The organism is Protofrankia sp. CiP3 (assembly GCF_917627345.1).
In the GTDB taxonomy this organism is placed as follows: domain Bacteria; phylum Actinomycetota; class Actinomycetes; order Frankiales; family Frankiaceae; genus Protofrankia.
On record NZ_CAKJTM010000005.1, the window covers coordinates 49,976 to 76,011 of the forward strand.

At 67.8% G+C, this 26,036-nt stretch carries 20 protein-coding genes and 1 pseudogene; 16 read left to right on the top strand and 5 right to left on the bottom strand.

Annotated features, from left to right (window positions below):
* The first annotated feature begins 15 nt into the window (after window positions 1–15).
* Window positions 16–3,807, top strand: coding sequence for a tetratricopeptide repeat protein (locus MJ797_RS03130; RefSeq protein WP_239331632.1), 3,792 nt, complete (start codon window positions 16–18; stop codon window positions 3,805–3,807).
* A 161-nt stretch (window positions 3,808–3,968) separates the two neighbouring features.
* On the opposite strand, the gene MJ797_RS03135 is transcribed toward MJ797_RS03130, so the two are convergent.
* The gene (locus tag MJ797_RS03135) at window positions 3,969–4,658 is read right to left on the bottom strand and encodes a Crp/Fnr family transcriptional regulator (protein ID WP_239311006.1); all 690 of its coding nucleotides are present in this window, start codon (window positions 4,656–4,658) and stop codon (window positions 3,969–3,971) included.
* Window positions 4,659–4,879: 221 nt separating this feature from the next.
* Entirely contained in the window at window positions 4,880–5,116 is a 237-nt protein-coding gene (locus MJ797_RS03140; RefSeq protein ID WP_239311007.1) for a hypothetical protein, read from the bottom strand.
* 130 nt (window positions 5,117–5,246) lie between these two features.
* Between MJ797_RS03140 and nth the strand changes: the two genes are divergently transcribed.
* The 4 genes from nth to MJ797_RS03160 all read left to right on the top strand — a co-directional run bounded on the left by nth (window position 5,247) and on the right by MJ797_RS03160 (window position 8,575).
* A complete protein-coding gene (gene nth, locus MJ797_RS03145; RefSeq protein WP_239331634.1) occupies window positions 5,247–5,972 on the top strand; it encodes an endonuclease III in 726 nt (241 codons plus the stop codon).
* A gap of 224 nt (window positions 5,973–6,196) precedes the next feature.
* On the top strand, window positions 6,197–6,802 hold the full coding sequence (locus MJ797_RS03150; RefSeq protein ID WP_239331636.1) for a CoA pyrophosphatase: 606 nt from the start codon (window positions 6,197–6,199) through the stop codon (window positions 6,800–6,802).
* Window positions 6,803–6,854: 52 nt separating this feature from the next.
* A complete protein-coding gene (locus tag MJ797_RS03155) occupies window positions 6,855–7,370 on the top strand; it encodes a cupredoxin domain-containing protein (protein WP_239331638.1) in 516 nt (171 codons plus the stop codon).
* A gap of 20 nt (window positions 7,371–7,390) precedes the next feature.
* On the top strand, window positions 7,391–8,575 hold the full coding sequence (locus MJ797_RS03160) for a MarP family serine protease (RefSeq protein ID WP_239331640.1): 1,185 nt from the start codon (window positions 7,391–7,393) through the stop codon (window positions 8,573–8,575).
* Between the two features lie 224 nt (window positions 8,576–8,799).
* Here the strand turns inward: MJ797_RS03160 and MJ797_RS03165 are convergent, their stop codons facing one another.
* Both MJ797_RS03165 and MJ797_RS03170 read right to left on the bottom strand, forming a co-directional pair.
* Complete coding sequence (locus MJ797_RS03165; protein WP_239331642.1) at window positions 8,800–9,717, bottom strand: alpha/beta fold hydrolase; 918 nt, start codon at window positions 9,715–9,717, stop codon at window positions 8,800–8,802.
* Window positions 9,718–9,930: 213 nt separating this feature from the next.
* Window positions 9,931–10,413 carry a phage holin family protein gene (locus MJ797_RS03170; RefSeq protein WP_239331644.1) on the bottom strand — a complete coding sequence of 161 codons (483 nt, stop codon included), beginning with the start codon at window positions 10,411–10,413 and terminating at the stop codon, window positions 9,931–9,933.
* 678 nt (window positions 10,414–11,091) lie between these two features.
* Between MJ797_RS03170 and MJ797_RS03175 the strand changes: the two genes are divergently transcribed.
* The 8 genes and pseudogenes from MJ797_RS03175 to MJ797_RS27370 all read left to right on the top strand — a co-directional run.
* Window positions 11,092–12,030, top strand: coding sequence for a hypothetical protein (locus tag MJ797_RS03175; RefSeq protein ID WP_239331646.1), 939 nt, complete (start codon window positions 11,092–11,094; stop codon window positions 12,028–12,030).
* 489 nt (window positions 12,031–12,519) lie between these two features.
* Complete coding sequence (ssd, locus tag MJ797_RS03180) at window positions 12,520–13,638, top strand: septum site-determining protein Ssd (protein ID WP_239331648.1); 1,119 nt, start codon at window positions 12,520–12,522, stop codon at window positions 13,636–13,638.
* A complete protein-coding gene (locus tag MJ797_RS03185) occupies window positions 13,635–15,029 on the top strand; it encodes a TadA family conjugal transfer-associated ATPase (RefSeq protein ID WP_239331650.1) in 1,395 nt (464 codons plus the stop codon). Before ssd ends, MJ797_RS03185 begins: the two co-directional genes overlap by 4 nt.
* A complete protein-coding gene (locus MJ797_RS03190) occupies window positions 15,023–15,985 on the top strand; it encodes a type II secretion system F family protein (protein ID WP_239331652.1) in 963 nt (320 codons plus the stop codon). Before MJ797_RS03185 ends, MJ797_RS03190 begins: the two co-directional genes overlap by 7 nt.
* Window positions 15,982–16,908, top strand: a complete 927-nt coding sequence (locus tag MJ797_RS03195) for a type II secretion system F family protein (RefSeq protein ID WP_239331654.1) — start codon at window positions 15,982–15,984, stop codon at window positions 16,906–16,908. Before MJ797_RS03190 ends, MJ797_RS03195 begins: the two co-directional genes overlap by 4 nt.
* A gap of 396 nt (window positions 16,909–17,304) precedes the next feature.
* Complete coding sequence (locus MJ797_RS03200) at window positions 17,305–17,562, top strand: DUF4244 domain-containing protein (protein ID WP_239331656.1); 258 nt, start codon at window positions 17,305–17,307, stop codon at window positions 17,560–17,562.
* A 98-nt stretch (window positions 17,563–17,660) separates the two neighbouring features.
* Window positions 17,661–18,131 carry a TadE family type IV pilus minor pilin gene (locus MJ797_RS27170; protein ID WP_305039673.1) on the top strand — a complete coding sequence of 157 codons (471 nt, stop codon included), beginning with the start codon at window positions 17,661–17,663 and terminating at the stop codon, window positions 18,129–18,131.
* Window positions 18,132–18,235: 104 nt separating this feature from the next.
* A pseudogene (locus tag MJ797_RS27370) lies at window positions 18,236–18,574 on the top strand (Rv3654c family TadE-like protein); the annotation flags it as partial.
* A 132-nt stretch (window positions 18,575–18,706) separates the two neighbouring features.
* Here the strand turns inward: MJ797_RS27370 and MJ797_RS03205 are convergent.
* Window positions 18,707–21,217 (bottom strand): DEAD/DEAH box helicase, encoded by a 2,511-nt coding sequence (locus tag MJ797_RS03205; protein ID WP_374581315.1) that lies wholly within the window; start codon window positions 21,215–21,217, stop codon window positions 18,707–18,709.
* 311 nt (window positions 21,218–21,528) lie between these two features.
* Between MJ797_RS03205 and MJ797_RS03210 the strand changes: the two genes are divergently transcribed.
* The 3 genes from MJ797_RS03210 to MJ797_RS03220 all read left to right on the top strand — a co-directional run bounded on the left by MJ797_RS03210 (window position 21,529) and on the right by MJ797_RS03220 (window position 25,890).
* Entirely contained in the window at window positions 21,529–21,870 is a 342-nt protein-coding gene (locus MJ797_RS03210) for an STAS domain-containing protein (RefSeq protein WP_239331658.1), read from the top strand.
* Between the two features lie 591 nt (window positions 21,871–22,461).
* Complete coding sequence (locus MJ797_RS03215) at window positions 22,462–22,983, top strand: ATP-binding protein (protein WP_239331660.1); 522 nt, start codon at window positions 22,462–22,464, stop codon at window positions 22,981–22,983.
* 567 nt (window positions 22,984–23,550) lie between these two features.
* Window positions 23,551–25,890 (top strand): sodium-translocating pyrophosphatase, encoded by a 2,340-nt coding sequence (locus tag MJ797_RS03220; protein WP_239331662.1) that lies wholly within the window; start codon window positions 23,551–23,553, stop codon window positions 25,888–25,890.
* Window positions 25,891–26,036 lie beyond the last annotated feature (146 nt).

The window sequence follows — 26,036 nt, forward strand, 5'->3', positions numbered from 1 at the left end:
CTACGGGATGTTCCGATGATCACATCGCCCATCGCCGGCACCCTGCGCTGCCCACGCTGCGGCACCCCCACCGTTCCCGGCGGGCGGTTCTGCTTCCACTGCGGCTTGCCCCTCCAGACCGAAAACGGTCTGGGCGCGGACGAAGGTGCCGAGCGCCGGGTGGTCACCGTCCTGTTCGGTGACCTCTCGGACTTCACCGCGTGGGCCGAGGACCTCGATCCCGAACGGGTCGGTGAGGTCACCGACCGGGTGCTCGCCGCGCTCGCTCGCGATGTCGCCGAGGTCGGTGGACGGGTCGACAACCTGACCGGCGACGGCATCATGGCCGTGTTCGGAGCACCGACCGCGCACGAGGACGACCCGGAGCGAGCCGTCCGCGCGGCCGCCGCGATGCAGGAGACCGTCCGCCGGCTGGTCACTGACGAAGCCGGCGGTGGGCGCCATCTCGGCCTGCGGGTCGGGATCAACACCGGCGAGGTACTGGCCGGCATTCAGGCGTCACTGAGCTACACGGTGATCGGCGACACTGTCAACACCGCCGCACGGCTGTCTGACGCGGCGGCGGTCGGCGCCGTGTACGCCGGACACCACACCGTGGTCGCCACCACCTCGGTGGCAACGTGGCGGCCACTGCCAGCGCTGAAACTCAAGGGCAAGCGTGAGCCCGTCCCGGCCTACGAACTGATCAGTCTGCGGCCGTCGAACGTCGCCCGGCCCAGCCACGGTGACGACGCGCCGTTCACCGGCCGGGACCAGCAGCTCGCGGTTCTCGTGTCCGCCTTCCGGGACGTCGTCGCCCATGGCCAGCCGCGGACGGTGGTCGTCACCGGTGAGGCCGGGATCGGCAAGACCCGCATCGCGGCGGAACTCGCCCGCCAGGTCGGTACGCAGCCCGATGCCAGGGTGCTGTGGGGACGTACGGTCCGCCACGGTGACGGGCGTGACCTCGCGCCGCTGATGGACATCGTGCGGACGGCATCCGGGGTGGGCGAAGGCGACAGCCCGGACCGGGTCGCCGAGCGGGTCCGGCGCACCGTCAGCCGCCTCGAACACCCCGCCGCGCGCACCCGCATTCCCGGCGGAGTGGCGGACAAGCTGCTCGCTCTGCTGGGCGTCCCGCCAGAAGGCCGCTCAACAGTCACCGCGGAGACCCCGCCGGGTGATCCGGCCGGCCGCGACGCCCGTCCCGACAGCCATACCGTCCGGGCCGTCGACGCGATCGTCGACGACGTCGCTGTGCTGCTCGGGGGGCTGTCCGACGACGGCCCGCTGGTGATCATCCTAGATGATCTGGAGTGGGCGACGACCGCGCTGTGGCAGGGATTACGGCGTTTCGCAAGCCGGCTGCGCGGACCGGTCCTGCTCGTCCTGCTCGACCGTGAGGCCCCGCCCTTGACCGGGCTGCCCAACCCGGAGCTGCTCGCGCTGGCACCGCTGGCGGAAGCCGCCGCGGCGAGGCTGCTGCGGGACTATCTCGGCGGCGCCGAACTTGACGAGAACGCCCGCGCCGCGCTGCTCGGGCGGGTACACGGAAACCCGTTCTTCCTCACCGAGCTGCTGAACCTGCTGGTGGACCGAGGTGTACTGCACCGAGGCTCCCAGAGCGCGGGGTCAGCGCTCGTCCGCACCGAGGAGCTCGCGGCATCGGGATCCACCGTGCAACGCACCCGCCGCCGCCAGTCGGCGGGTATCGAGCCCTCCAGCTGGGTGCTTGAGGGATCCCTGCCCGAGACCACACTGCCGGCCGGAGTGCAGTCGGTGCTGGCGGCCCGTATCGACGACCTGGACCCGATCGCGAAGGCCGTCCTGCGGTCCGCGTCGGTGCTCGGCAGCCGGTTTCCCGCCGACGCGTTGCCCGCGCTGGAGGACCGCCGGGGCGACCAGGTCCACCGGGCGCTGGCAACCCTCACCGAACGCCAGCTCCTGCGGCCCACGCATCCCGGGGAACCGTTGTGGACGTTCGTCCATCCGATGGCCCGCGATGTAGCCTACGCCGGCCTGCCCAAGGTGGAGCGAGCCCGCCGGCACGCGGCGGCCGCGCAATGGGGGGTGGAGTTCCTCAGCGGCTCCGAGGCGGAGGTCGCGGCCTTTGTCGGGCATCATGCCGAACGCGCCCACGACCTGGCGGCATCGATGGCGCTGCCCGCCACGGACCCCGCGTGGTCGGCTCGCGAGCCCGGCTTCCACGCCCTGGTACGGGTCGCCCGCTCGGCGTTGGCCCGCGACGACCATCGCGGCGCCAGTGACCTGATCACAAGTGCGCGCAGGCTCGGCCGCGGCATCGTCAACGAGATCGACGATCTCGGGGCAGTCGTGCTGCATGCCGAGGCGCTGGCATCCCTGCGCCGGCTGGATGAGGCCGAACGCACCCTTCGGCCCGCGCTCCGGGTCACCACCCCTGAGCTCCGGGCCGCCGCCTACCGCGTCCTCGGCGATCTCCGGCACAAGCAGGGCCGGGACGAGCAGGCCGCTACTGCGCTCGTCACCGCGCTGGAGCAGGCTCAGCTCGCCGGCAGCGACCGGCTGGTGGCGGCGACCCTGCGTCAGCTTGGTCTGCTGGAGTACGCCGCCGGCCGGGTGCGCCACGCCGAGAAGCGGTTCACCGATGCGCTGACGCTGGCCCGCCGGGTCGGCGACCCGCGCGGGGTGGGCTGGGCGCTCCAGCACCTTGCCTGGAGCGCGACCACCCGTGGGGACTACCCGAATGCCGAAAAGTACCTGCGGGACGCCTCCGAGGTCTTCAGGCGGTTGGACGACACCGGCGGCCTGGGCTGGTGCGCTGGCACCGAGACACTGGTCTGGCTGTTGTCAGGCCAGCTCAGTCATGCTCGCCACATCGCGCGGGAGCTGATCGAGATGGCCGAGGCGATGGGCGAGCGATGGGGCCTGGCCGTATGCCTGACCATCGACGCGATCGCCGCCGCCGAACTCGGGGATGTCGCCGAGGCCGAAGCGGAGGCCGAGCGCGCGGCGGAGTTGTTCCGCGCCACCGGTGATACCTGGGGAGCCGCGCTCACCCTCGTGGCCAAGGGGCTCGCCGCCCGCGGCGCGGGTGATCCGGAACGGGGCGCGGCCCACCTGGAGGACGCCCATGCCGCCGCCAACATGGGCCGCCACGCGGTGGTGGGTGCGCTTGCCCTGGTCCTGCTGGGGCTGACCCGGCTCGACGCCGGGCTGATCGACTCGGCTGAGCAGGCCGCGTCCCTCGCGCTGGAAACCCTGGACGGCCTTGAACTGCAGCCCCACGCGCAGCTGGGGGCAAAAGTGCTGGTCGCCCAGGTTGCGCGGGCTCGGGGGCGGCTACAGGAGTCGATCAGTCTGCTGGAGCAGGCGCTGGCCGCCGGCGAACCGGCGACCCTGTTGTTCCCACGTCGTCAGGCCTACGCGCATCTCGCCGGCACTCTGCTGGACGCGGGCAGACCCGCCGAGGCGCTGGCTGTTGCCCGGCGAGCGGTCGAGGTGGAGGCGGAGGACATCCGCGCCCAGGTGCTGGCCTGGCGGGCGCTGGGCACCGCCCTGGTCGCCGCCGGCAAACCCGCCGAGGCTCGGGCGGCATACGAGAAGGCGCTGGATGCGGCTACCGCGACGGGCGCGGTGAGCGAGGTCTCACAGACCCGTCGGCTGCTCGCCGCCGTCCCCGGTGCCACGGCTGTCCCGGACGCGGCGCCGGACAGCTGCACCCCGGACAGTTACACCACGGGTCTGAGCACGTCGCCAGCTGGGCCACCGACGGCGCCACTGGCCATACCGCCGACGGCGCCACCGGCCATTCCCAGGCTGGCCGCTGAGCCGAGCGGGCAGGCATAGCGCAGGCTGGACGCGACGTGCCGGATCGAGCGGGTCTCACGGCGGAACGGGTCCCGCAACGGAGCGGGTCTCGCGGCGGGTCCCAGGCAACGCGCCAGTGCGCTGCCTGGGACCCGCCGGGGTGTGGGTGCGGGCCGGCCTGTGCCCCCTTCAGACCGGTTCTAGCGAGCGCGCCGGGCGAGCCTTTCCCGGTCGAGCAGAACCACCGCGCGGGAGTCCAGGCGCAGCCAACCACGCGTGGCGAAATCCGCCAGCGCCTTGTTGACCGTCTCGCGGGACGCCCCAACCAGTTGGGCGAGCTCCTCCTGAGTGAGACCGTGCTCGACCCGGACCCCGGCCGCCTCGTTGCCGGGCTGCGCCGGTTCGCCGAACCGTTCAGCCAGGTCAAGAAGGGCCTTGGCCACTCGTCCAGGCACGTCGGTGAACACCATGTCGGCCATGGAGTCGTTGGTTCGCCGCAGGCGTTGTGCCAGTACTCGAAGCAGCAGCGATGCCGCCTCGGGACGGGTGGCCAACCACGGCCGCAGCGCGGTGTGCTCCAGGGAGACCAACGATGCGTCCGTCACCGCTGTCGCGCTGGCCGTACGAGGCCCTGGGTCGAACAGCGACAGTTCGCCGAAGAGGTCTCCAGGCCCCATCACCATGAGGAGATTCTCGCGGCCGTCGGACGCGGCGCGCCCGATCTTGACTTTTCCGGCAAGGATCACGAAGACACGGTCTCCGGTTTCACCTTCACGAAACAGTACTTCGCCTCGAGTAACGTTCTGGCGTTCAAGATGATCATTAAGGGCCTGTCGATCCTGTTCGGACAGGCCAGCAAACATGGGAACACGGGCAAGCAGATCGTCCACGGCGTCCGAGCATGCCAGGAGTGGAGCCAAAGGGCACGACCTGAAAGCCGTAACAGGCTGTCGGGTCTTGAACAGGTCGGCCCAATCGGGGTATTTCAGGCCCGGACGGCCCGTCCAGGAACGGGATCACACACAGCGGCATACACGCATCGAGAGATTATATAACTCTCCGTAGTCGGAAAAACAAGAAAAATCAACGAAAGAACAACTGAAAGTCATCCTCACACCGCCCGGTGCTTACCCGGCGTCGATCGCCGCAAACGTCGGCGGTAACGCTCCAGCGCGACTGGCAGGCCCTGGGAGACGAAGGTGCTCACCTCGTCCGGCCTGGCGTTGGCAAGGAAGCCCTCCAGGCCCTGCCCCGAGTCGGCGGCACGCAGGGGACGCTCAACCCGCTCCATCGCAAGCAGCAGGGCGAGCAGCACGAGGGGAAAGGAGATCGCGGCAATCAGAAACATGGCGGGCACTATGGTGACGGACGACTGTGCGTAACCAACACGTGGGGTCCGGATGCGTCCTGCGACATTGAACACATCCGCGACGCAGACCGGAAGCTAGCGTGATCAGCTCGCCCGTTACTCTGGATCCGTGCCCGTCACCGTCAACACCGCCACGGAGAGCCCGCTGGCGCGGACGCGGCGAGCCCGTAAGATCATCAGAACCCTCGGCGACCTCCACCCGGATGCCCGGATCGCGCTGAACTTCAGCAGCCCCCTCGAGCTCCTCGTCGCGACGGTCCTGTCCGCGCAGTGCACGGACAAGAAGGTCAACGAGGTGACCCCGATGGTCTTCGCGCTGTATCGCACGGCCAGCGACTATGCCGGCGCGGACCGCACGGAGCTGGAAGCCGTCCTGCGTCCGACGGGCTTCTTCCGAGCGAAGGCAAATTCGATCATCGGAATCGGTGCCGCGCTGGTCGACCGTTTCGCCGGCGACGTACCCGCGCGCCTCGACGACCTCGTCACGCTGCCCGGTGTCGGCCGCAAGACCGCCAACGTGGTGCTCGGACACGCCTTCGACATACCCGGGATCACGGTGGACACCCATGTCGGACGCTTGTCCCGCAGATTCGGGCTGACCGGCAACACCGATCCGGTCAAGGTTGAGAACGACCTTGCCGAGCTGCTCGAGCGCCACGACTACACGATCGCGTCCGACCGAATGATCTTTCATGGCCGGCGGATCTGCCACTCCCGTCGCCCGGCATGCGGAGCGTGCGGTGTGGCCCGTCTGTGCCCGTCGTTCGGCCTCGGCCCGACCACCTCAGATGACGCCGCGCGGCTGGTCCGCAAGGGCGTCGAAGCGGTCAGTTGAGCCCCGGACCGCATCCGGACGACACCGGAGCTCCCCGATCGGCACGGTACCCTCGGGACGCCACGCCGGACCAGCCAGGTCGGCCAGGTCGGCCAGGTCAGCCAGGTCAGCCAGGTCAGCCAGGTCAGCCAGGTCAGCCAGGTCAGCCAGCATGGCTCGCTGACCTGGCCGATGCCCTGCGTTCGGCCCGCCCTGACGAACTGCAATCACGTAGCCACGTGCCGGTGACGAACGGCGCGCGCCCAGCAGCCGTCCTCATGCTGCTCGGAGACGGCCCGGCCGGAACGGACATCCTGCTCATCGAACGTGCGCCTGACCTGCGCAGCCACGGCGGGCAGCCAGCTTTCCCCGGTGGCGCCACCGATCCCTGTGACGCGTCCCCGGCAGCCACAGCGCTGCGGGAGGCGCGGGAGGAGGTCGGGCTGGACCCGGAATGCGTCCAGGTGCTCGCCACTGGCCCCGCTCTCTACCTGCCACCCAGCGACTTCCTGGTCACACCCGTGCTGGCGTGGTGGCACACACCGTGCTCGGTGGCTCCGCTGGACTCGAACGAGACGTCATCGGTCGCGCGGGTGCCTGTCGCGACGTTGGCGGACCCGGCGAATCGGGTGCTGGCCCATCACCCGCGGACCGGCTACCGCGGACCGGCCTTCCGCGCACACGGCATGTTCATCTGGGGCTTCACCGGTGGGCTGCTCGCCGCGCTGCTGCGGATGGGGGGCTGGGAGCGCCCGTGGCTTCCAGCCGAGCAGGTCGAAGCCCCTGTACCCGCCATATCAGCGCCCTCCGACGCCGGGCGGGCGCCGGAACTGACGGGTGAGTCCGGATGAGCGCCCCCCGGACGATACGGTCAGTCCGCTCGATAAGGGACCGGAGGCAACCATGAGCACAGTAACCGGCATGAGCCCAATGAGCGGCCCGGACAACAGCGTCGAGCGCCCACCGCCCCGGCCCGGCGGACTCCGGCGCCGGCGCAGCGGCGTCCCCGCGGCGACGGGGACTGTTCGCGTTGCGGTGAGCGTTGTCCTCGCGATCCTCGTGGCGCTCCCGCTCGGCGGTTGCGGCAGCAGCAAGACGACCAGCTCGGCGACGGCTGTCTCAAGCGCCACACCGAAGATCGAAAATGGTACACAGGTCTTCGATGTCGTGGGTACCGCGTCACTTCAGTTCACGCCCGCGACGCTGATCGCGAAACCCGGAAAAATCACGGTGAACCTGACCGTCGAGCACGGCTCGCCCCCGCACAACTTCGTGATCTCGACGATCCCGGCGGCCCGGACCAACTATGCCACGACCGATACACCACGTTCCGTCACATTCACAGTGGATCAACCCGGCCAGTACCCGTTCATCTGCACGATCCACCCGAACATGCGTGGCACACTGATAATCAGCTAACGGATAGCGGGCCGCCAGACATGTTCGACATGCTTGACATCATCCTGCTCGTCACAGTGATTGTCTTTGGCGTGTCCGGCTACCGGCAGGGCTTCGTCGTCGGGGCGTTGTCCTTCGTCGGCTTTCTCGGTGGCGGCGTGCTGGGCGCGAACATCGCCGCGCCGTTCGCGCGGCTCATCGGGGCCGAGACGAACGGTGCCGTGGTCGGCATCCTGGTCGTTCTTGGACTCGCCCTGGTCGGGCAGATCGCCGCCACCGCCGTCGGGGCGGCCCTGCGCAACCGGCTCACCTGGCAACCCGGCCAGACCGTCGACTCGGTCGCCGGCGCGTTGCTGTCGGGGATCTCAGTGCTGCTGGTGGCCTGGCTGCTGGCGACGGCCATCGACCGGTCCCCGTTCAGCACCCTCGCCGAGCATGTGCGCCGATCAGAAATCCTGACGACCGTCGACGGGGCCATGCCGGACACGTTCCGTAATGCCTTTGCGGACCTCCGCCAGCTTGCCGACCAGAGGGGCTTCCCGGAGGTCTTCTCCAGCCTCGGCGGCGGGCGAATTGTGCCCGTCGAGCCACCGGACGCGCAGGCAGCCGCGACCGCGGGCGTACAGGCCGCCTCGGCCAGCATTCTGAAGATCCGGGGCGTCGCGCCGTCATGTTCCAAACAGGTCGAAGGCTCCGGTTTCGTCTACGCCGCGGAGCGGGTGATGACGAACGCCCACGTCGTCGCCGGAGTGGCGCGGCCACAGGTCGAAGTGGGCAACACCATGATGGCGGCCAGAGTGGTGCTGTTCAACCCGGACACCGACATCGCGGTCCTGTACGTGCCCGGACTGCGCCGGGCCCCGCTGGCCTTTCAGGCCGATCCAGCGGGCCGCGCGGGGGACGACGCGGTCGTCGCCGGATACCCCCAGGACGGCCCTTACACGACCGCGGCGGCACGCATCCGCAATCGTCAGACAGCCAGAGCACCCAACATCTACTCACAGGGCACGGTGCTGCGTGACATCTACGCCGTCCGCGGCCAGGTGCTGCCAGGAAACTCCGGTGGACCGCTGCTGTCCGAGGCGGGCACCGTCTACGGAGTCGTGTTCGCCGCCGCGACCAACGACTCGGCGACCGGCTACGCGCTGACCAGCGCCGAGGTGGACAGCTCGGCGAACGCCGGTCGTGTCGCGACCGCCCAGGTCAGCACCCAGGGCTGTGACTAGAGTTGTGATTGGGCCTGGCCTTGGAGCTGCGTCTGACGGAGATCGCCGGGCCTGCCCTCACTACCCGGGATCTACGGCGCGGCCAGGGAACCGCGTCCAGGTCGTTCCCTGGCAAGGCCACAGGCCACACCGATACCGGATGGGCTGTATCAGGGTGGCCCCGGGAACACAACCAAAGCCCGCCCGAACATGACAAACCAGACAGGCGGCTTTCGAAACACGGGTCAGAACGCGAGCCAGCTGACGATCTCTTTGGTGATGATGTCCGGTGCCTCCTCCGGGAGGAAGTGCCCCACCCCGTCCAGCAGTTTCCAGGTATAGGGACCGCTGACGTAACGCCCGGAGCCCTGCGCGGTCGAGGCCAGCATGCACCGGTCAAGACGGCCGTGCAGCTGCAACGTCGGCGCGGTCACCGGCCGTCGGCGCAGAGCCGCCGCGAACCGAGCCCCGTCCGGCCGGAACAGCGATCGGAAAGCCCAACGGTGATATTCCAGGGAACTATGCGCAACCCCAGGGATACGGATCGCCTCGCGATAGCGGTGTTCCACCTCAGCAGCCGGATAACCAGGACCGCCCCACAACCGCAACAGCCGCCCCACATCTGCCGCGTCATCGGCGACCAGCTGCCGCTCCGGACGCCACGGCAGCTGGAAGGCGATCAGATGGCGGGCCGAGGCACCCTGCCCGCGCGGGCTGGCCACCATCTCGTGCCGGATCCGCAGGGGATGGGGCATTGCCAGCACGACAAGACCGCGTACCAGCCGCGGGAAAAGCGCCGCCGTCGCCCACCCCGCCACCCCACCCCAGTCGTGCCCGACAATCACCGCGTCCCGCTCACCGAGCGCCCGGACCAGACCGGCAACATCATCGGACAGGGTGAACACGTCATACCCGCGTGGCGGCTTGTCGCTGGCGCCGTATCCACGCAGGTCCGCAGCCACCACCCGGTATCCGGCCGCGGCGATACCGGTCAGCTGGTGGCGCCAGGCCCACCAGAACTGTGGGAAACCATGTAGCAACAACACGAGCGGACCATCGCCAGACTCGACCACGTGCAGGCGAGTGCCATTCGCGGATATGTCACGATGCTGCCACGGACCGTCCACAAGGACAGTGCTGATCTCTGGAACAGTGGCCTCCATCGTGTCTCAGGATGACAGATCGGCGACCTGGTCGATCCGTGCCCGCCTGCCTGCCCAGGCTGCCCACGCCGCTCTGATCCACGCACCCCGGCGTTCCGCCGATGCGTCCCCCGAGCCCGCAACGTGCTGTGGGTGCCCCGATGCTGTCTCGCTAGATCTCCGTGGAGCTCCGGCGGAGCCTCAAAACCTGTACGGAAGATCCAACCCAGGCTCTCAGTGGCTGGAGACCGAGTTCCGCGCGCTGCCCGGCACGTGTCCGTTGGAGTGGTTTGCCGCACCACCCGCGGCTGTCGTCGGATGCTTCAGCCACGCGATGTCCTCCTTGACCGTCCGCAGGGTGCGCTCGGGTGGCGAAACCTTCTTCAACCGCGTTGCCCCGAACAGCGCCAGCATCCCGGCGACGACCAGATAGAGCAGCGTGGTCAGGAAGTACGCCCAGAACCGCTCCACGCCGGCCCAGGTGAACAGCTCTCCGAACCCGATCGTGACCGCGATCAGAGCGCCGAGGCCGAGGCCCGCGGCAGCCACCAGGAACCCGACGCCAAGCGCGGCAGACATGGCCTGCTTCGAGAGCTCCGCTTTCGCGAGATCGATCTCCTGCCGGACGAGTAGTGACAGGTCTCGCGCCGCGACCGAGACAAGTTCACCGAGTGTCGCGTCTCGGCCGGCTGAGCGGTCCTGCGTTGGAGTCGACACCGTTGCTCCTCCTTCTGGTGGCCCGTGGGCCTCGGGCGCGCGAAACGATTCCTGATCGCGTACCGTTGGCCAGCGGGCACGGGTTGTCCCGCGCCGGAGTGGCTGCCGGTCGCGCGCACCGCGACACGAGGCAACGGCCGATACCGTCCAGGTCACCAGATGGTGCCCGATCGGCAACAGCCAACACATCCGCAACGCTCGTGCGCAGGTGTTCCGCGCGGGTGTTGCGACCGCCTCAGCGGCCTATGCCTCCCTCACATCCAGCTCCCCCACCTTCATACCGTTCTCGGGCCCCGGCCGGCGCGAAACAAATGATCATTTGACTGAGTACGGTGCGACAATCCTGTATCACCCGCCGCGGACGCCTCTTGCGCAGTCTGCCGTGTCCAGAGCCGGCCTGCCGGCCAGACGCGCTGTGATGCGCGCGCCTGGCCGCTCCGGGCAGTTTCGCCCAGGCCTTCGGACGCCACCGCAGGGCAAACGGACCACGGCGGCGCTACGTTCGTCCAGTTGCGGAACGGCCGTCAGACGTTCCCCCAGGTACCCGGGATCGCCGGAGCCGTCGCGTCGGCCACAGCAGATTCGATCATGTCTCCTCCCGCGGCGGCGGAGATTCGCCGCGCCCGCGGGATGCCCGGCTGCCCATCCGTGGTGCGGGCGGGCTGTAGCGTACGGACAATGACCGCTGCAGTCGGGTCGGACCCCATTGCCCGCCTCGCCACCCTGCCAGGTGTCACCGACGCGGTCGCCGCTGCCCGAACCTCTGTGGACACCCTGCTGCGGCACCGGGTCATGCGCCGCGACAGCGCCAGGGTGACTGCCGAGGCCTCCCTGCGCACCGCGCGCGCATCCGCGGCGCTGGACGGTCACGACATCGCGCTGGACGACCTCCGCGCACACCTCGGTCACGATCTTCGGCCGGCGACAGCCGCCGACGGCAGCGGCTCTTTCAGGACCGCGCTAGGCGCGGTCCGGCTCTACGCGGAGCTGGGGACGCTGCGTGATACCTGGGAGCACGCGCCCCGCCAGGCGCTCGCCCGCATGCATGTGCTTGTCGCGCGTGGGCTCATCGCGGACGCCGATCTCGGCCGCCCACGAGTAGCGACCTGGCCAGACCCAGGAGCCGCGTCGGCAGCCATGGACGACCCGCTGGGGAGCCCCGCCGGCCCGGTGGGCCCTCTCGGGCTCGGCCCAGCGCCCACGCCCGCCGAAGCCACCGCGCGCCTCGACGGGCTCACCGCGTTGCTGATGGCCCGGACCGCAGCCCCGGCAATCATCGTTGCGGCGATCGTGGAAGGTGAACTGCTGGCCATCCGCCCGTTCGGCGGCTTCGACGGGATCATCGCCCGGGCGGCTGGACGACTGGTACTGATCAGCCGTGGCCTCGATCCCAAAGCCGTGACCGCGACCGACGTCGGGCACATCGAAGCCGGGCGGATCGACGGTCACCGTACGTACGCCAACACCTACGCCAAGGCCTATGCCGATGCGGTGCACGCCTATACGCGGGCGGATACCCACGGTGTCGGTGCATGGATCATGCACTACGCCCAAGCCGTGGAGCTGGGTGCCCGCGAGTCCCTCGCCATCTGCGAAGCCATCGCCCGCGCCGACTGAGACACCACGGGCTGAGACAGCGCCGCGGTGGCCGGGCGGTTTGGCCACTGGTTGAGAGGGTACGCACAACGCGCCGAGCGAGCCTACCACGCCATCGTCCGGCAATCGTGGGATCCCTGGCGGCTGACCGCGAGATCCCACGGACGGCTCCCGCGACGCCCCCCAAACGGGAGCCGTCCCTCGGTCAGCCACGCCAGTCGGCCCATGCGCTCTTAAGAGCGCCCGAGGATAGGGCGTTCGATCAGCGAGCGGCTCATCCGCGCCCGATCCGGCAAGGCGGCGGAGGAAGGCGCCCTGGTGGTGGGCGCCGACCGACGACAACGCGGCCGGGCGGGACGCGGGGAGCCACGAGCCGGACAGTCCTATCCTCGGGCGCTCTAAACCTTCATTGGACCATATGTGGCGCCTGTGGAGGGGAAAACATCCACAGGCGCCACATAGGTCATGGTGAGCCTCCGTCCCCATTCCTGACGACGGAAGGGCCTTGCCATGACATCCGCACCTCCCGATCTCACCCACGCGGCGCCCGGAGCTGACCCGAACCTCCGGCCGCTTGCCATAACCGATGATCCACAGCTGCTCGACGACATCATCCGGCTCGCCGCGGCCGCCGGCGTCACCGTGGACGCGGTCGTCGATGCCCATCTTGCCCGCAGATACTGGAACAACGCGCCGCTTGTCATCGTCGGCAGCGACCGGGTGACGTCGTGTGTGGTCGCTGGGCTGCAACGGCGGCCAGGCGTGGTGCTGCTGAGCGCCGATCTCGACGACGGCGGTGTGTGGGAGGCAGCCGTACGTCTCGGCGCCGAGCACGTGGCTTTCCTGCCCGACGCGGAGGAATGGCTTGTGGACGTCTTCGCGGCCGCCGCCGAACCGGACCAGCGCCGCGCCACCGTGGTAGGCGTGATCGGTGGACGGGGCGGCGCCGGGGCTACCAGCCTCGCGATCGCGCTGACTCTGGCCTCCCTGCGCCGAGATCTTCAAACGGTGCTGGTGGACGCCGACCCGCTCGGCGGTGGGATCGACCTTGCTCTGGGGATCGAGAACCGGCCAGGCGCGCGCTGGCCGGATCTCGCGGACGCCCGCGGGCGGGCGCCTCGCCGCATGCTGACCGATTCGCTGCCGTCCCTCGGGGAGCTCGCCGTACTGTCCTGGGACAGAACCAGCCCGACCGCGATTCCACCGGTCCTGATGACCTCGATGTTGGCTAGCACCCGGCGCGGCAATGACGTGCTCGTTGTCGACCTTCCCCGGTCTCCTGACCAGGCCGCGGCCATTGCGATGCAGATGGCAACAATGATCATTGTAGTCGTGCCGGCCGAGGTCCGCGCGATCGCCGCTGCCGGCCGGATCTGCGGTACCGCAAACCGGCACTGCGCGGACGTCCGAATTGTCGTGCGCCTCCCCGGCCCGGCCCGGTTGGATGCCGGCACCGTCGCGGACGCGCTCGCGCTGCCGGTCGCCGGGGTGCTTCGGCACGAATCGGGGCTGGCCACCGGACTGGAACGGGGAGAACCACCGGGTAGCCGACGCCGAAGCCCACTTGCCCGGGTCAGCGGACGGATCCTCGATGAACTCGGCTTTTCCCGTACGGACGTGGCTGCATGAGCGGTTATCCGAGCGGCGGTCCGGCCCCGGGGGTGGCACCGCGCCATCCGTCCGGCGCCATCGCGGTCGAACGGACCGAACACGCTCACCCACAACCCGCAGCGGCCGTACCAGCCACCGCGGCCACCGGCGGCGCAGCCGCGGGAGCACGCCCCGATGAGGCGCTCCTGGCCGGGATCCGGCGCAGGCTCGTGGACGCGGACGCAACGCTGACGTCCTCGCGAATCGCCGTGGCGGTCCGGGAGGAGACCGGACCTGCCGGTAACGACTCCCTCGCGCTGCATCGGTCGCTGCGGTCAGAACTGATGGGTGCGGGCCCGCTCGAGCCACTGCTCGCGGACCCGTCCATAACGGACGTTCTTGTCAACGGACCCGGTGAGGTCTGGGTGGACCGAGGCGCTGGTCTCCAGCGGTCCGCCATCACCTTCGCCGACGATGACGCGGTGCGCCGCCTCGCGGTCCGGTTGGCCGCGGCGACCGGGCGACGCCTTGACGCGGCGACGCCGTTCGCGGACGCGAGACTTGGTGACGGCACCCGTCTGCATGCGGTCCTCGCCCCGATCTCGGTAACAGGGACCTGCCTGTCGCTGCGAATCCCGCGGCGGCGACCCTTCACACTAAATGATCTTGTAGCGGTCGGAACAATACAGCCCGCTATGGCGGAGGTGCTGGAGGCGCTCATCCGCACCCGGATGACCACCCTGATCACGGGCGGAACGGGATCAGGAAAGACCACCGTGCTGGCCGCGCTCCTGGGCCGGGTCGAGCCGGACGAACGTGTCGTGATCGTGGAGGACACCGCCGAACTCGTCGTCGATCTGGCGCACGTCGTACGGATGGAATCCCGCCCGCCCAACATCGAGGGTGCCGGCGGAATCGACCTGCGCGACCTGGTTCGTCAAGCACTACGGATGCGGCCCGACCGAATCGTCGTCGGCGAGGTTCGCGGGGGCGAAGTCGTGGATCTCCTCATTGCGCTTAACACCGGCCATGAGGGCAGCTTCAGCAGCGTACACGCCAATAGCGCAGCGGACGTCCCACCGCGGTTGGAGGCCCTCGCCGCGCTTGCCGGACTGGACCGCGCGGCCCTGCACAGCCAGCTTGCCTCGGCTGTACAGGCTGTCGTCCATATCAGCAGAGATCGCGACGGGACACGCAGGCTAACCGAAATCAGCGTGCTGCGCCGCGATCAGAGCGGGCCTGTCCGTGTACTGGCCGCCCTGCGCCTACGCCGCTGGCACGCAACGTCGATGGATCCCGAAGCTGGGACGACAGCCAGCGTGGTCGTGGCCGAGGCAGGCGCACGTGTCCTCGACCAGCTGCTGGCCAAGCGCGGCGGCCCACGTCTTGGTGTGCTTCGCGAGGGCGGCCCCGGCAGCCCGCGATGCTGATGCTGGCGCTGGCCACCGCCTGCTCGGCCGCTGCCGCGGCACTCGCCTCAGGGCCGATCGGACGGCGTCCGCCACGGGTCCGGGCGGCGACGCCGGTGACCGAGCGGACCGGCGCAGCCGGCGAGCTGAGTGGTCCGCCGAAACCGCCGTCCGCCCGTTTCCGACCACCGCTGGCAATATGGTCAATATGGTTGATATGGGCACTTGCGGTAGCTGTTATTGGTACATGTTTCGGGCTGGCAGCGGCCTGCATCACCATCATCGGTACCGTGACGGCCCACCGTGCCCGACAGCGCGCCGCGATACGGCGCTGGCGCAACGCCCAACGCGCGGACGCACAGGAGATCCTCTGGGCCCTCGCCACCGAGCTTGAGGCGGGCCGGAACCCGTCCGACGCGCTGCGTACAGCCGTCGAAGACCTCGGTCGTGCCGGTGCCGATGCCGTCCGGCCGCTCCTGCGCCGGTACCCGCGGGACACCCGCACCCGCGTAAGCGACTCACTGGCCTTGCGTACTGGCCTTGCGCACCGAGCAGACCCCGCGACCATGCTGGCAGGCTGCGAAGCACCGACGCTACGCCAGCTTGCGGCCGCATGGCGGGTGAGCCAGATCGCCGGTATCCCGTTGGCCCCGATGGCGAACAGACTGGCCACGGTTATCCGCGACGAGCGCGAGAAGGACGGCGAGGTGGCAACGGCGCTTGCCGGGCCACGGGCATCAGGACGGCTCGTCGCGTCGCTGCCTCTCGCCGGGATCGGCCTGGGCGTGCTCATCGGCGCCTCCCCTTTGGACGTTCTGCTCCACACCCCCGTCGGAACCGCCTGTCTCGCGATCGGTATCGCGCTCGACCTCGCCGGCCTGGCATGGATCAACCGACTCACCGAACAGGCTGGCGCACACGCGGGGAGCGGCCAGAACCGTTACGACGCCCGACCGATGACGGCGAAAGCGTCGTGAACCTACCTCCGCAGTGGGCCATGCTTGCCGCCGCGGCGGCAAGCATGGCGGCGGCGTCCTGGCTGACCGGGACGACGACGCTGGGTGAGTGTGTCCGGCGCCGGACACGCTCACTTGCGCGGCCATCCCATGCCGGCACAGCACCGAACGGGCAGCTGATCACCGAACACATGCCGGCGAGCAGCTACCCAACATCCAATAATCATTGGATTGACAACCATTCACGCGGCGAGCCACAACGAACGACGGGCCGGTCGCCGCTTCAGCGGATCACGTTCGGGATAGCGGCTGCTCTCGGTCCTCTCGTCGTATTCAACGGCCCCGCGGGCGTACTGATCGGGCTCGTCCTCGGGGTAGCTGCGGTCCGTCTCCTGGCTGGGAGGCCGGACAACCAGTCCCGGCGCCGCTACGAACGCCTTGCCGATGACCTTCCGCTGGCCCTCGATCTCATTGCGGCGTGTCTAACGGCCGGTGCGCCCGTCGTGACAGCTCTGGAGACCGTTGCCGACGCGGTCACCGGGCCGCTCGGTGCCGAGCTGAGCCTTGTCGGGCGTGCTCTGCGACTGGGCGCGCCCATCGACGAAGCCTGTCGCCGGCTGCTCGCACCCGGCCCCGGAGAACGACCCCCGATGGACTGGTGGGCCGCCATACGCGCGCCGGAAATCACCACGGCGGCACGCGAGATCGCGACGTTCGCACGGGCGCTGGCCCGAGCTGAGGACTCGGGCGCCCGGCTGGCCGCCACTCTCGCACGACTCGCGGACCAGACTCGGGTGCACCATCAGGAACATGCCCTGGCCGCCGCACGCCGGGCAGGAGTCACCGCGGTGGCGCCACTCGGGCTGTGCTTCCTGCCCGCGTTCCTTGCGTTGGGGGTCGTGCCGGTCGTAGCGAGCGCAGGCAGGGGACTGGCGCCGCTGTAACTGTGCCTACTGGGTCTGTGGCTGTACCCACTGAAGCCACTGAAGCTGTACCCGCCGAGTCCCGCCGTCCGGTCCGAGTGGCAGGGGATGCGTGCCCGTCGACGCACAACGCTGGGAGGCCAACCTGGCGGACCTTTGAGCTCAGCTTGTCGTTTGGCCTGTCAAGCGTGTCTACCGTCAGCTGGCCACGCGGTGGAAAACAAAGCGTTATCCACAGCCTGGTTCTCGCACTCGCCATCGACGCACTCATACGAAATAATGGCCGTATGGACGGAGAAACATTCCGTCGCAGGCCAGAAATCCCCTAATCGGTCGGGGCCGCTGATCTGGAGGTCACCCATGATACCCACGCTCCCGGCACGCGGCCCGCTGTGCATGACCCATTGGAGACAACTGTTGACCAAGCTGTTCGTTGGGCTTCTCATGCACCTGGCGGCAAACGGCTCGCAGCCGGGTCGAGCCGGCCGCTGGAACATTACTTCCGGAACTGTTCGGAAATTCCGCGACGACACGGGAATGTCGACTGCGGAGTACGCCGTAGGCACGGTCGCCGCAGTCGGGTTCGCCGCCGTGCTCTATGCGGTTATCCATAGCTCAGCAACCCGCACACTACTGACCAACATCATAAATCGGGCATTATCGATTCAATTCTGAGGCGAATCGAAACGATGTTCGGATAACGGCAAAAAATTTTGCTCACAAATTTTTTCCGACGACCGACGGCCGACGACTCCGAGAGCGCCAACGACAATATGATTACGCTACACCGCACCCGCTCTGGCGACACCGGAGAACCTGGCCTTCCTCACGCCGTGGCGGCTGGCAGCAAACGGCGCACGGCTCATGACAGCGGCCAGGCAACAGCCGAACTGGCGTTCGCGATCCCGTCCCTGATGCTCGTGCTGCTGATCTCAATATGGCTTGTCAGCGCCGTGGCCATTCAAGCGCGGTGTGCGGAGGCGGCTCGCGTAGGGGCCCGTGCCGCCGCTCGCGGGGAAACTGACGAAATAGTGCGATTATGGTCTGGACGAGCCGCGCCGCACGGTTCAGAAATATCTATCACCCGTGGCTTTAATTTCGTTGTGGTACAGGTCGCTCTCGATACCCACGCAACCAGGGGAATCGCTTCCATCACTCCTTTAATTAATATCAAAGCGTCATCCACAGCACCGCTTGAAGCAGCGGGAAGCATCGAAGAAAGCCATCTTGACAGCAGTTCATGAAAATCAGGAAAGAAAGGAGAAAAATGCCTTCGAAAGGCATGATTAAAACACGCCAGAAGGAATTCTTGCGATGGCGGATACACGATGAATCAGACAGTGGGAACATGCCGCTAGGAAAGCGTCCGGGCGACACGGGATCGGCGACCGTACTCGTGCTTTCCGCATTTCTCGTTCTTGGCGCCTTAACCGGCGTCGTCCTGATGGTAGCGATGATCGCGGTCTATCGTCAGCGGGCCGCGAACGCCGCCGACATGGCAGCGCTCGCGGCCGCGAGCGATCCATCCGGCAATCCACTGTCCAGGTGCGCCCGTGCTGACGAAATCGGATTCGCGAACCACGGCCGCGTCCTGTCCTGCATGATCTCAGGAGATATTGTGAAGATTGAAATAGCAATTGATCTGCCAGGAACGCTCAGAGGCTTTGGACCGTTGCTTGCCCAGGCCCGTGCCGGCCCGTGGAACGCAGCCGCTGACGGTTCTGCCCTGAGCGTCCCGCCCACCCGCGAAAAGCACGGTCGCGCCGATGATCAGCGCGTGGAGATGGCCCACACCACCGGGACGGAGCCAGCTCGCAGCCTACGAACGAGTGTCCTGCCCGGCTCCGGTCGGATCGAGTCGCCGCAGTACAGCCGCCAGCAACCGGTGCGAGGCCGGCTTGTCCAGCGGCTCGTTACCATTGCCGCACTTCGGCGAGTGCACACACGATGGGCATCCAGCAACGCACTCACAAGCGGCGATCACATCTCGAGTCGCCCGGAGCCAGGGCCCACCGTGCAGAAAGCCCCGTTCGGCGAAGCCCGCTCCACCCGGATGGCCGTCGTAGACAAATACCGTGGCCCTACCCGTATCGGGATGCAACGCGGTGGACACCCCCCCGATATCCCATCGATCGCAGGTGGCGAACAGCGGAAGGATGCCGATCGCCGCGTGCTCGGCCGCATGGACCGCACCCGGGACATCATCTTCATCGATCTCCGCCTCGGCCAGCAGATCGTCGGTCACCGTGTACCAGACAGCCCGGGTGCGCAGATGCCGTGGGGGAAGGTCAAGCGGCTCCTCCCCCAGCACCCGTCCAGTCACGACCTGACGTCGCTGGTACCCCACCACCCGGCTACTGACCTCGACCATCCCAAGATGCAGCTCAACCTCATCGACGCGCCGGGAACGGGCCACGTCCATCACCGCGATGTTGGTCACGTCCCTGGCCGATGTTGTCCAGCCCGGCGTGCCCGCCTCGACAAAGGCGACCGCCACATCAAGATCAAATTCGGTGACCACGTAAAAACTGCCCTGATGGAGATATACCGCGCCGCAGTGGACCGTCACATGCGACGCCGCAGCGTCCACCGTTCCGAGCAGACGCCCGGTCGAGGCCTCCACGATCCGCACGGGCGGACCACCGATGCCACGGATATCAACATCCGGTCGGTGTCGGTGCGTCCAGTACCAGCCTGTCGGCCGGCGCCGAAGTCGACCGCGACGCACGAGATCATCGACTGTGACCCGGGCCGCCGGCCCGAAAAGATCAAAATCGGCCTCGGTCAACGGCAGTTCGGCCGCCGCGCACTCCAAATGGGGACCGAGCACGTAAGGGTTGTCAGGATCGAGCACGGTGGCCTCGACCGGCCGGCCAAACAAGGCCTCCTGATGGTGTACGAGATAGGTGTCAAGAGGATCATCACGAGCAATCATGATCACAACGGCTCCCTGGCCGTCACGGCCCGCGCGGCCCGCCTGCTGCCACAACGATGCGAGCGTGCCCGGATACCCGGTGATGATGGCGGCGTCCAGCCCGGTAACGTCCACACCCAGTTCGAGAGCGTTCGTCGCGGCAACCCCAAGCAGCCGTCCCGAGCGCAGATCCGCCTCCAGCTCCCGGCGTTCCTCCGGCAGGTAGCCCGCACGATAGGCCGCAACTCGCTTCGCGAGCTCCTCCGACACGTCCGACAACGCTCGCCGGGCCGACTGCGCAACTGCTTCCGCCGCTCGTCGCGAGCGTACGAACGCAAGAGTACGTACACCGTCGACCACGAGATCCACAAGCAGATCCGCGGCTTCGGCGGAAGCCGAGCGGCGAACCTGCCCGCCGTGACCATGGATCGACGAGTCCCCCAGCCCGGTGGGTCCCGTCCCGCCGGGCCCCGACTCCAGGACAGCCGATACCGCTGGTTGCCGGGCCGGCATCGGCGCGGATGCTTCGGGACCCGCCAGCTGAAGAGCTGCCGGACAAGGCGGACCAGGCCGAGAGGACACGGGCGGCTGCCAGGGATCGGTGAGTGGTGGTTCATACAGCACAAACCGTGTCGCACCCCTGGGGGAGGCATCGTCCTCGACGACTTCAACATCGAGCCCGGTAAGAAGGCCGGCCGAACGGCCGGGGTCGGAGACGGTCGCCGACGCCAGGACGAACACGGGCATCGACCCGTACCGAGCAGCCACCCGTCGCAACCGCCGCAGCACGTGCGCGATGTGGGAGCCGAACACGCCCCGGTAGCCATGGCACTCGTCGACCACGACATATCGAAGACCCCGCAGGAAGACCGACCACCGCCGATGGTAGGGCAACACAGCGTGATTCAACATGTCGGGATTGGTCAGTACGAACGTCGCGTGAGCCCGAACCCAGTCGCGCTCGGAGGCAGGCGTGTCGCCATCGTAAGTAGCGGCGCGCACCCCGGTCAGATTGAGCGCACGAACCGCGCGGAGCTGGTCGTTCGCCAGCGCCTTGGTCGGAGCGAGGTACAGCGCCCGGGCCGATGGTCCGGCCAGCAGGCCGCTGAGCACCGGCATGAGGTATCCCAACGACTTGCCCGAAGCGGTGCCCGTCGCCAGCACGACGCTGCGTCCGCTGTGCGCATGCTCGGCGGCGAGCGCCTGATGAATCCATGGCGCGTCAATCCCCGCGGCCCTCAGCCGTGCGATCAGTACTGGATCCACCCACGCCGGCCAGGGCGCCCGCATACCAGCCCGAGCCGGGACGTACTCCACATGTGTGACACACCGCCGACGCCGGGCACGCGCGAAAAGTTGATCAAAAATCGCCGCGCCACGATCCGGCGCGCCCTCGGGCACTGCGGTTCCGCCCACAGCAGCCCAGCGTAGGCCAGGACGCTCGACCCGCGCATGGCTGGGCAAACATGTTCACCTGCCGGCTCCACAGCCCTGTGTCGCTCGCTGGAGCGTCCCGACGTGACACATCGCGCTGATCGCAGCGAGACATCACACAGTCAACGATGAACAATGGAAAAACAATGAGATCGCAATAATATGCAGAATGCCAGCAGATGCAGGCAACGGCTGTGTCGCGGTGAGCCGGATTGATCCGAGCGTGGGAGGGTAGTGCCGCCGTGATGCCGGCCGTCCGCCGGACGGCTGTCGAACACACGCTAGGAGGAACCGTGGACCTGTCTCTCACGACCCGTGTGGAAGGGGACTTCACGATCGTCGTCGTGGGCGGCGAGATTGACGTCTACACGGCACCGAAGTTGCGTGAGCAGCTCATCGATCTTGTGTCGAGCGGGTCGTACCACCTCATCGTCGACATGGAAAGCGTCGAGTTCCTCGACTCGACCGGTCTCGGTGTACTCGTCGGCGGCCTCAAGCGGGTCCGGGCGCACGAGGGGTCACTGCGGCTCGTCTGCACCCAGGAACGGATATTGAAAATCTTCCGGATCACCGGTCTCACGAAGGTCTTCCCCATCCATGCCTCGGTCGAGGAAGCACTCGCCGCAAAGGACTAGGGCGTGTTTCGAAAGCCATCTGTCCGGCTCGCCGCGTCCAGGCGGCCCCTGGCCGCGGGCCGCACCGATACCACTCATCCGGTATCGGTGCGGCCCGCGGCCTTGCCAGCAACCACCTGGACGCGCCTCCCTGATCGAACGACGGCTCCCGAAACACACCGCAGGGCGCGCCTGATGGATGTTGGTCGATGTGGGCACCGATCCACGCGATTGACGATCCATCAGACACGCCCTGGCCGGCCGAGGATGTCGCGAACGGACGTTTCGCCCGGTCGGGAGGCAGGCCCGGCCGACGGGGCCCGCGGTACATGTGGCCCTGCCGTCGGCTCCCCAGCTCCAGACGGCCGAGCCGGGGAGTCCCGGGCGCGCGGCCAGGCGGGCCCCGGCCGATCGCCTGCGCACCCGGGACTCCCCGCGGAGGGCCGGACGTCACATGATGGATGCCCGTCGGGCAACCGAACGCAACGAAGTGGTCGGCCACCCGGCGGGCGCATGTCGGAAAGTCCTGTACCCGGCCATCCCCCTCCCCCCCCATAACGGTCAGGCGCCCCAGAGCCCCAACCACCCATCGAGAGGCAGGTATTTCGACGCATGCCCATCGTCGAGTTGCGCTTCGCCGCCCTGCCCGGGCATGTCCGCACAGCCAGACTGATCGCTGCCGCGATCAGCCGACGTTCAGGTGTGCCCGACGAGATCCTGGACGAGGTCAAGCTCGCGGTCGGTGAGGCATGCGCCCGAGCCGTCAGCGTGAACCGCCGGTCTGATCCACAGGCACCTGTAATCGTCCGGGTCAACGACGATGACGACGTGTTCGAGATATCGGTGTCCGACCGCGGGCCGGAAGACCGCGGGACGCCACCCGTCCACCACGATGGCCAGGTCCCCTCGCCCGCACTGATCGGTATCGACTGTGCCCAGGTCAGCAAGGATCAGGCCGGCGACGAGATCAGCGACGAGACGTCGCTGGTGGCTCCCGCGGGGCTCGGCCTCGCCCTCATCGAGGGCCTCGTGGACGACGTCACCATTACCGCATGGCCCGACACACGTGGAACAGTCGTCACGATGCGCTGGCCGATCCACAAGAAGGCGGACAAACCGATCTCAGCGATCTGACTCCGCGTCACACCGGAACCGAGGGCGCACCGGGACGCCGCGCCGGTCGCCGGGGCAAGCCGCCATCCAGTGCGATTACTTATCGTAATAACGTAACATCAACGATACCAGACAGCAACCATAAGGGCATGGAAACCCGCCCAGGCAACATGCACAAACTACCAAAGCACAACATTCATCAACTATGGTCAACCAAAAACGAGCGCGTGTTACAGCCGTGTGGATAGACTGCGCCGCATCGCACACTCGGTCGATCGGCCGGGTGAGATGCCGTGAGTGCTCCCCGTGGTACCGGACGGAGGTTCGGGGAACGTGGGCCAGTGCGCTGGTTGCCGTATGACGGTACGACAACGGGCCGGATGATCATCCGGACTCGTTCCAGCCGGCAGTCATGTCGGCGATCGCACTGCATACGTCGACGCGTACGCCGGCCCGGCGTCCCTTCGCGCCCGGACGGCGACCTCGAGGACGTCGTCAGGTGCGACGTCGGGCCGTGCGCGCCCATCGCCACGCCATAACTGGCGCCGGGCGGACTCGGAGGGTGCACCGACCTGACCGGGAGGGCCCATGGTCCCGATCCAAGCCGAGGCAGGTACAAACCCCGGTGGTGTCGCCATCGAACTTAGCGGAGGCCAGCTTGGGCTGGTCGCCAGTGTGGCGGCCATCGCAGCGATCGCGTTGCTGGTCGCCGGGTATCTGGTCCGCGAAGTGCTCGCCGCGAGCCAGGGAAGCCCCCGAATGATCGAGGTCGGCCGGGCCGTCCAAGAAGGCGCCGCAGCGTATCTACGACGGCAGTTCCTCACCGTGGCGGGCTTCGTCGTCGTGATCCCGTTTGTGCTGCTGCTGCTGCCGGCGGACACGGCCGGCTCCCGGGTGGGACGCTCGGTGTTCTTCGTCCTCGGAGCAGTTTTCTCCGCGCTCGTCGGCTTCGTCGGCATGTCGCTCGCCACCCGTGCGAACACCCGTACCGCCGCCGCGGCCATCCAGCAGGGGGAGCGCGCCGCCATGCGGATCGCCTTCCGTACCGGCGGTGTCGTCGGGATGTTCACGGTTGGTCTGGGCCTGCTCGGAGCGGCGGTCGTCGTATTGGCCTTCCGTGACACAGCCCCGCAGGTCCTGGAGGGATTCGGGTTCGGAGCGGCCCTGCTGGCGATGTTCATGCGAGTCGGTGGAGGTATTTTCACCAAGGCTGCGGACGTAGGAGCCGATCTCGTCGGCAAGGTCGAACAGGGCATCCCCGAGGACGACCCACGCAACGCGGCCACGATCGCCGACAACGTGGGGGACAACGTCGGAGACTGCGCGGGAATGGCAGCCGACCTGTTCGAGTCCTACGCGGTGATGCTGGTAGCCGCGTTGATCCTCGGCGTCAAGGCCTTTGGCGAGAACGGCCTGGTCTTCCCGCTGCTCGTTCCCGCGGTGGGTGTACTCACCGCGATCATCGGCATCTTCTCAGTCGCCCCGCGTACCGGCGACCGCAACGGCATGGCGGCGATCAACCGAGGGTTCTTCATCTCGGCGCTGGTCTCCGCGGTCGGCGTTGTCATCGTCTCGTTCGCCTACCTGCCGGACAGCTTCGCCGGTTTCCCCGGCCTCGAGAAGAGCAGCCAGGGTGGCGACCCGCGGTTCATCGCGATCACAGCTGTCCTCATCGGTATCATACTGGCTACCGCAATCCAGCTCCTCACCGGTTACTTCACCGAAACCAACCGCAGGCCGGTTCAGGACATCGTGAAGGCATCCACCACGGGCCCGGCAACCAACATTCTTTCCGGTATCGGGGTCGGGCTGGAGTCGGCCGTGTATTCGGCGTTGCTCATCAGCGCGGCGGTCTTCGGCGCATACCTGCTCGGGTCCGGCAGTACCACAGTAGCGCTCTTCGCAGTAGCCCTGGCCGGCACCGGACTGCTGACAACGGTCGGAGTGATCGTATCCATGGACACCTTCGGTCCGGTCAGCGACAACGCCCAGGGTATTGCCGAGATGTCCGGTGAGGGCATGGACGGCGAAGGTGCCGCGATCCTCACCTCCCTCGACGCGGTCGGCAACACCACCAAGGCCATCACCAAGGGCATCGCGATCGCCACCGCGGTGCTGGCCGCCACCGCTCTGTTCGGATCGTTCACCGACACGGTCAACGAGGCGCTCATCGACGCAGGCCGGACCACCCTGGGATCGCGCACCCTCGACATCGCCTATCCGGACGCCCTGGTCGGACTGATCATCGGCGCCTCGGTTGTGTTCCTGTTCGCCGGGCTCGCGATCAACGCGGTCGGGCGCGCCGCTGGACGGGTGGTGGAGGAGGTACGCGACCAGTTCCGAACCAAGCCAGGAATCATGGATGGTACCCAGAAGCCCGACTATGGTGCTGTTGTCGACATCTGCACCCGGGACTCACTACGAGAGCTGATCACTCCAGGCACTCTTGCGGTTCTCGCGCCGATCGCGGTTGGCTTCGGGCTCGGCTACCCGCCGCTGGGCGCCTACCTTGCCGGGGCGATCGCCGGCGGCGTCCTCATGGCGGTCTTTCTCGCCAACTCCGGTGGGGCCTGGGATAATGCGAAGAAACTCGTCGAAGACGGCAACTACGGTGGCAAGGGCTCCGACGTCCACGCCGCCACCGTCATCGGTGACACCGTCGGTGATCCGTTCAAGGACACCGCCGGCCCGTCGATCAACCCTCTGATCAAGGTAATGAATCTGGTCAGCCTGTTGATCGCGCCATCTGTGGTGAAGTACTCGGTCGGCGATGACGAGAACAAACCGCTACGGATCGCCATCGCCGTCGTGGTCGTCGCGGTGATTTCCACCGTCATCATCTACTCGAAACGACGTAATACCGCGCTGGGGCTGGCACCGGCAGTGACCGAACAGCGCTCGGCAACCGACCCGAAGGCGACAGTGTAGCCAATCCCCTCATCGCTCCCACCCGGCGCACCAGAAGGAGGAGAAGGAGCGGAAGGACGGAGTCACCGTCACCGCCGGAACGGGGCATCCGGCGGTGACGGATCGGGTCCCGTCAGGGCCCGCTCCGTCGACGTCAGCAGACCTGG

Bases quoted from the DNA above. Each gene is read 5' to 3' on its own strand.
- MJ797_RS03130 (WP_239331632.1), top strand. From the start codon at position 16: ATGATCACATCGCCCATCGCCGGCACCCTGCGCTGCCCACGCTGCGGC.
- MJ797_RS03175 (WP_239331646.1), top strand. From the start codon at position 11,092: ATGACCGCTGCAGTCGGGTCGGACCCCATTGCCCGCCTCGCCACCCTG.
- ssd (WP_239331648.1), top strand. From the start codon at position 12,520: ATGACATCCGCACCTCCCGATCTCACCCACGCGGCGCCCGGAGCTGAC.
- MJ797_RS03185 (WP_239331650.1), top strand. From the start codon at position 13,635: ATGAGCGGTTATCCGAGCGGCGGTCCGGCCCCGGGGGTGGCACCGCGC.
- MJ797_RS03220 (WP_239331662.1), top strand. From the start codon at position 23,551: ATGGTCCCGATCCAAGCCGAGGCAGGTACAAACCCCGGTGGTGTCGCC.
- MJ797_RS27170 (WP_305039673.1), top strand. From the start codon at position 17,661: ATGATTACGCTACACCGCACCCGCTCTGGCGACACCGGAGAACCTGGC.
- MJ797_RS03190 (WP_239331652.1), top strand. From the start codon at position 15,023: ATGCTGATGCTGGCGCTGGCCACCGCCTGCTCGGCCGCTGCCGCGGCA.
- MJ797_RS03155 (WP_239331638.1), top strand. From the start codon at position 6,855: ATGAGCACAGTAACCGGCATGAGCCCAATGAGCGGCCCGGACAACAGC.
- MJ797_RS03165 (WP_239331642.1), bottom strand. From the start codon at position 9,717: ATGGAGGCCACTGTTCCAGAGATCAGCACTGTCCTTGTGGACGGTCCG.
- MJ797_RS03160 (WP_239331640.1), top strand. From the start codon at position 7,391: ATGTTCGACATGCTTGACATCATCCTGCTCGTCACAGTGATTGTCTTT.
- MJ797_RS03215 (WP_239331660.1), top strand. From the start codon at position 22,462: ATGCCCATCGTCGAGTTGCGCTTCGCCGCCCTGCCCGGGCATGTCCGC.
- MJ797_RS03140 (WP_239311007.1), bottom strand. From the start codon at position 5,116: ATGTTTCTGATTGCCGCGATCTCCTTTCCCCTCGTGCTGCTCGCCCTG.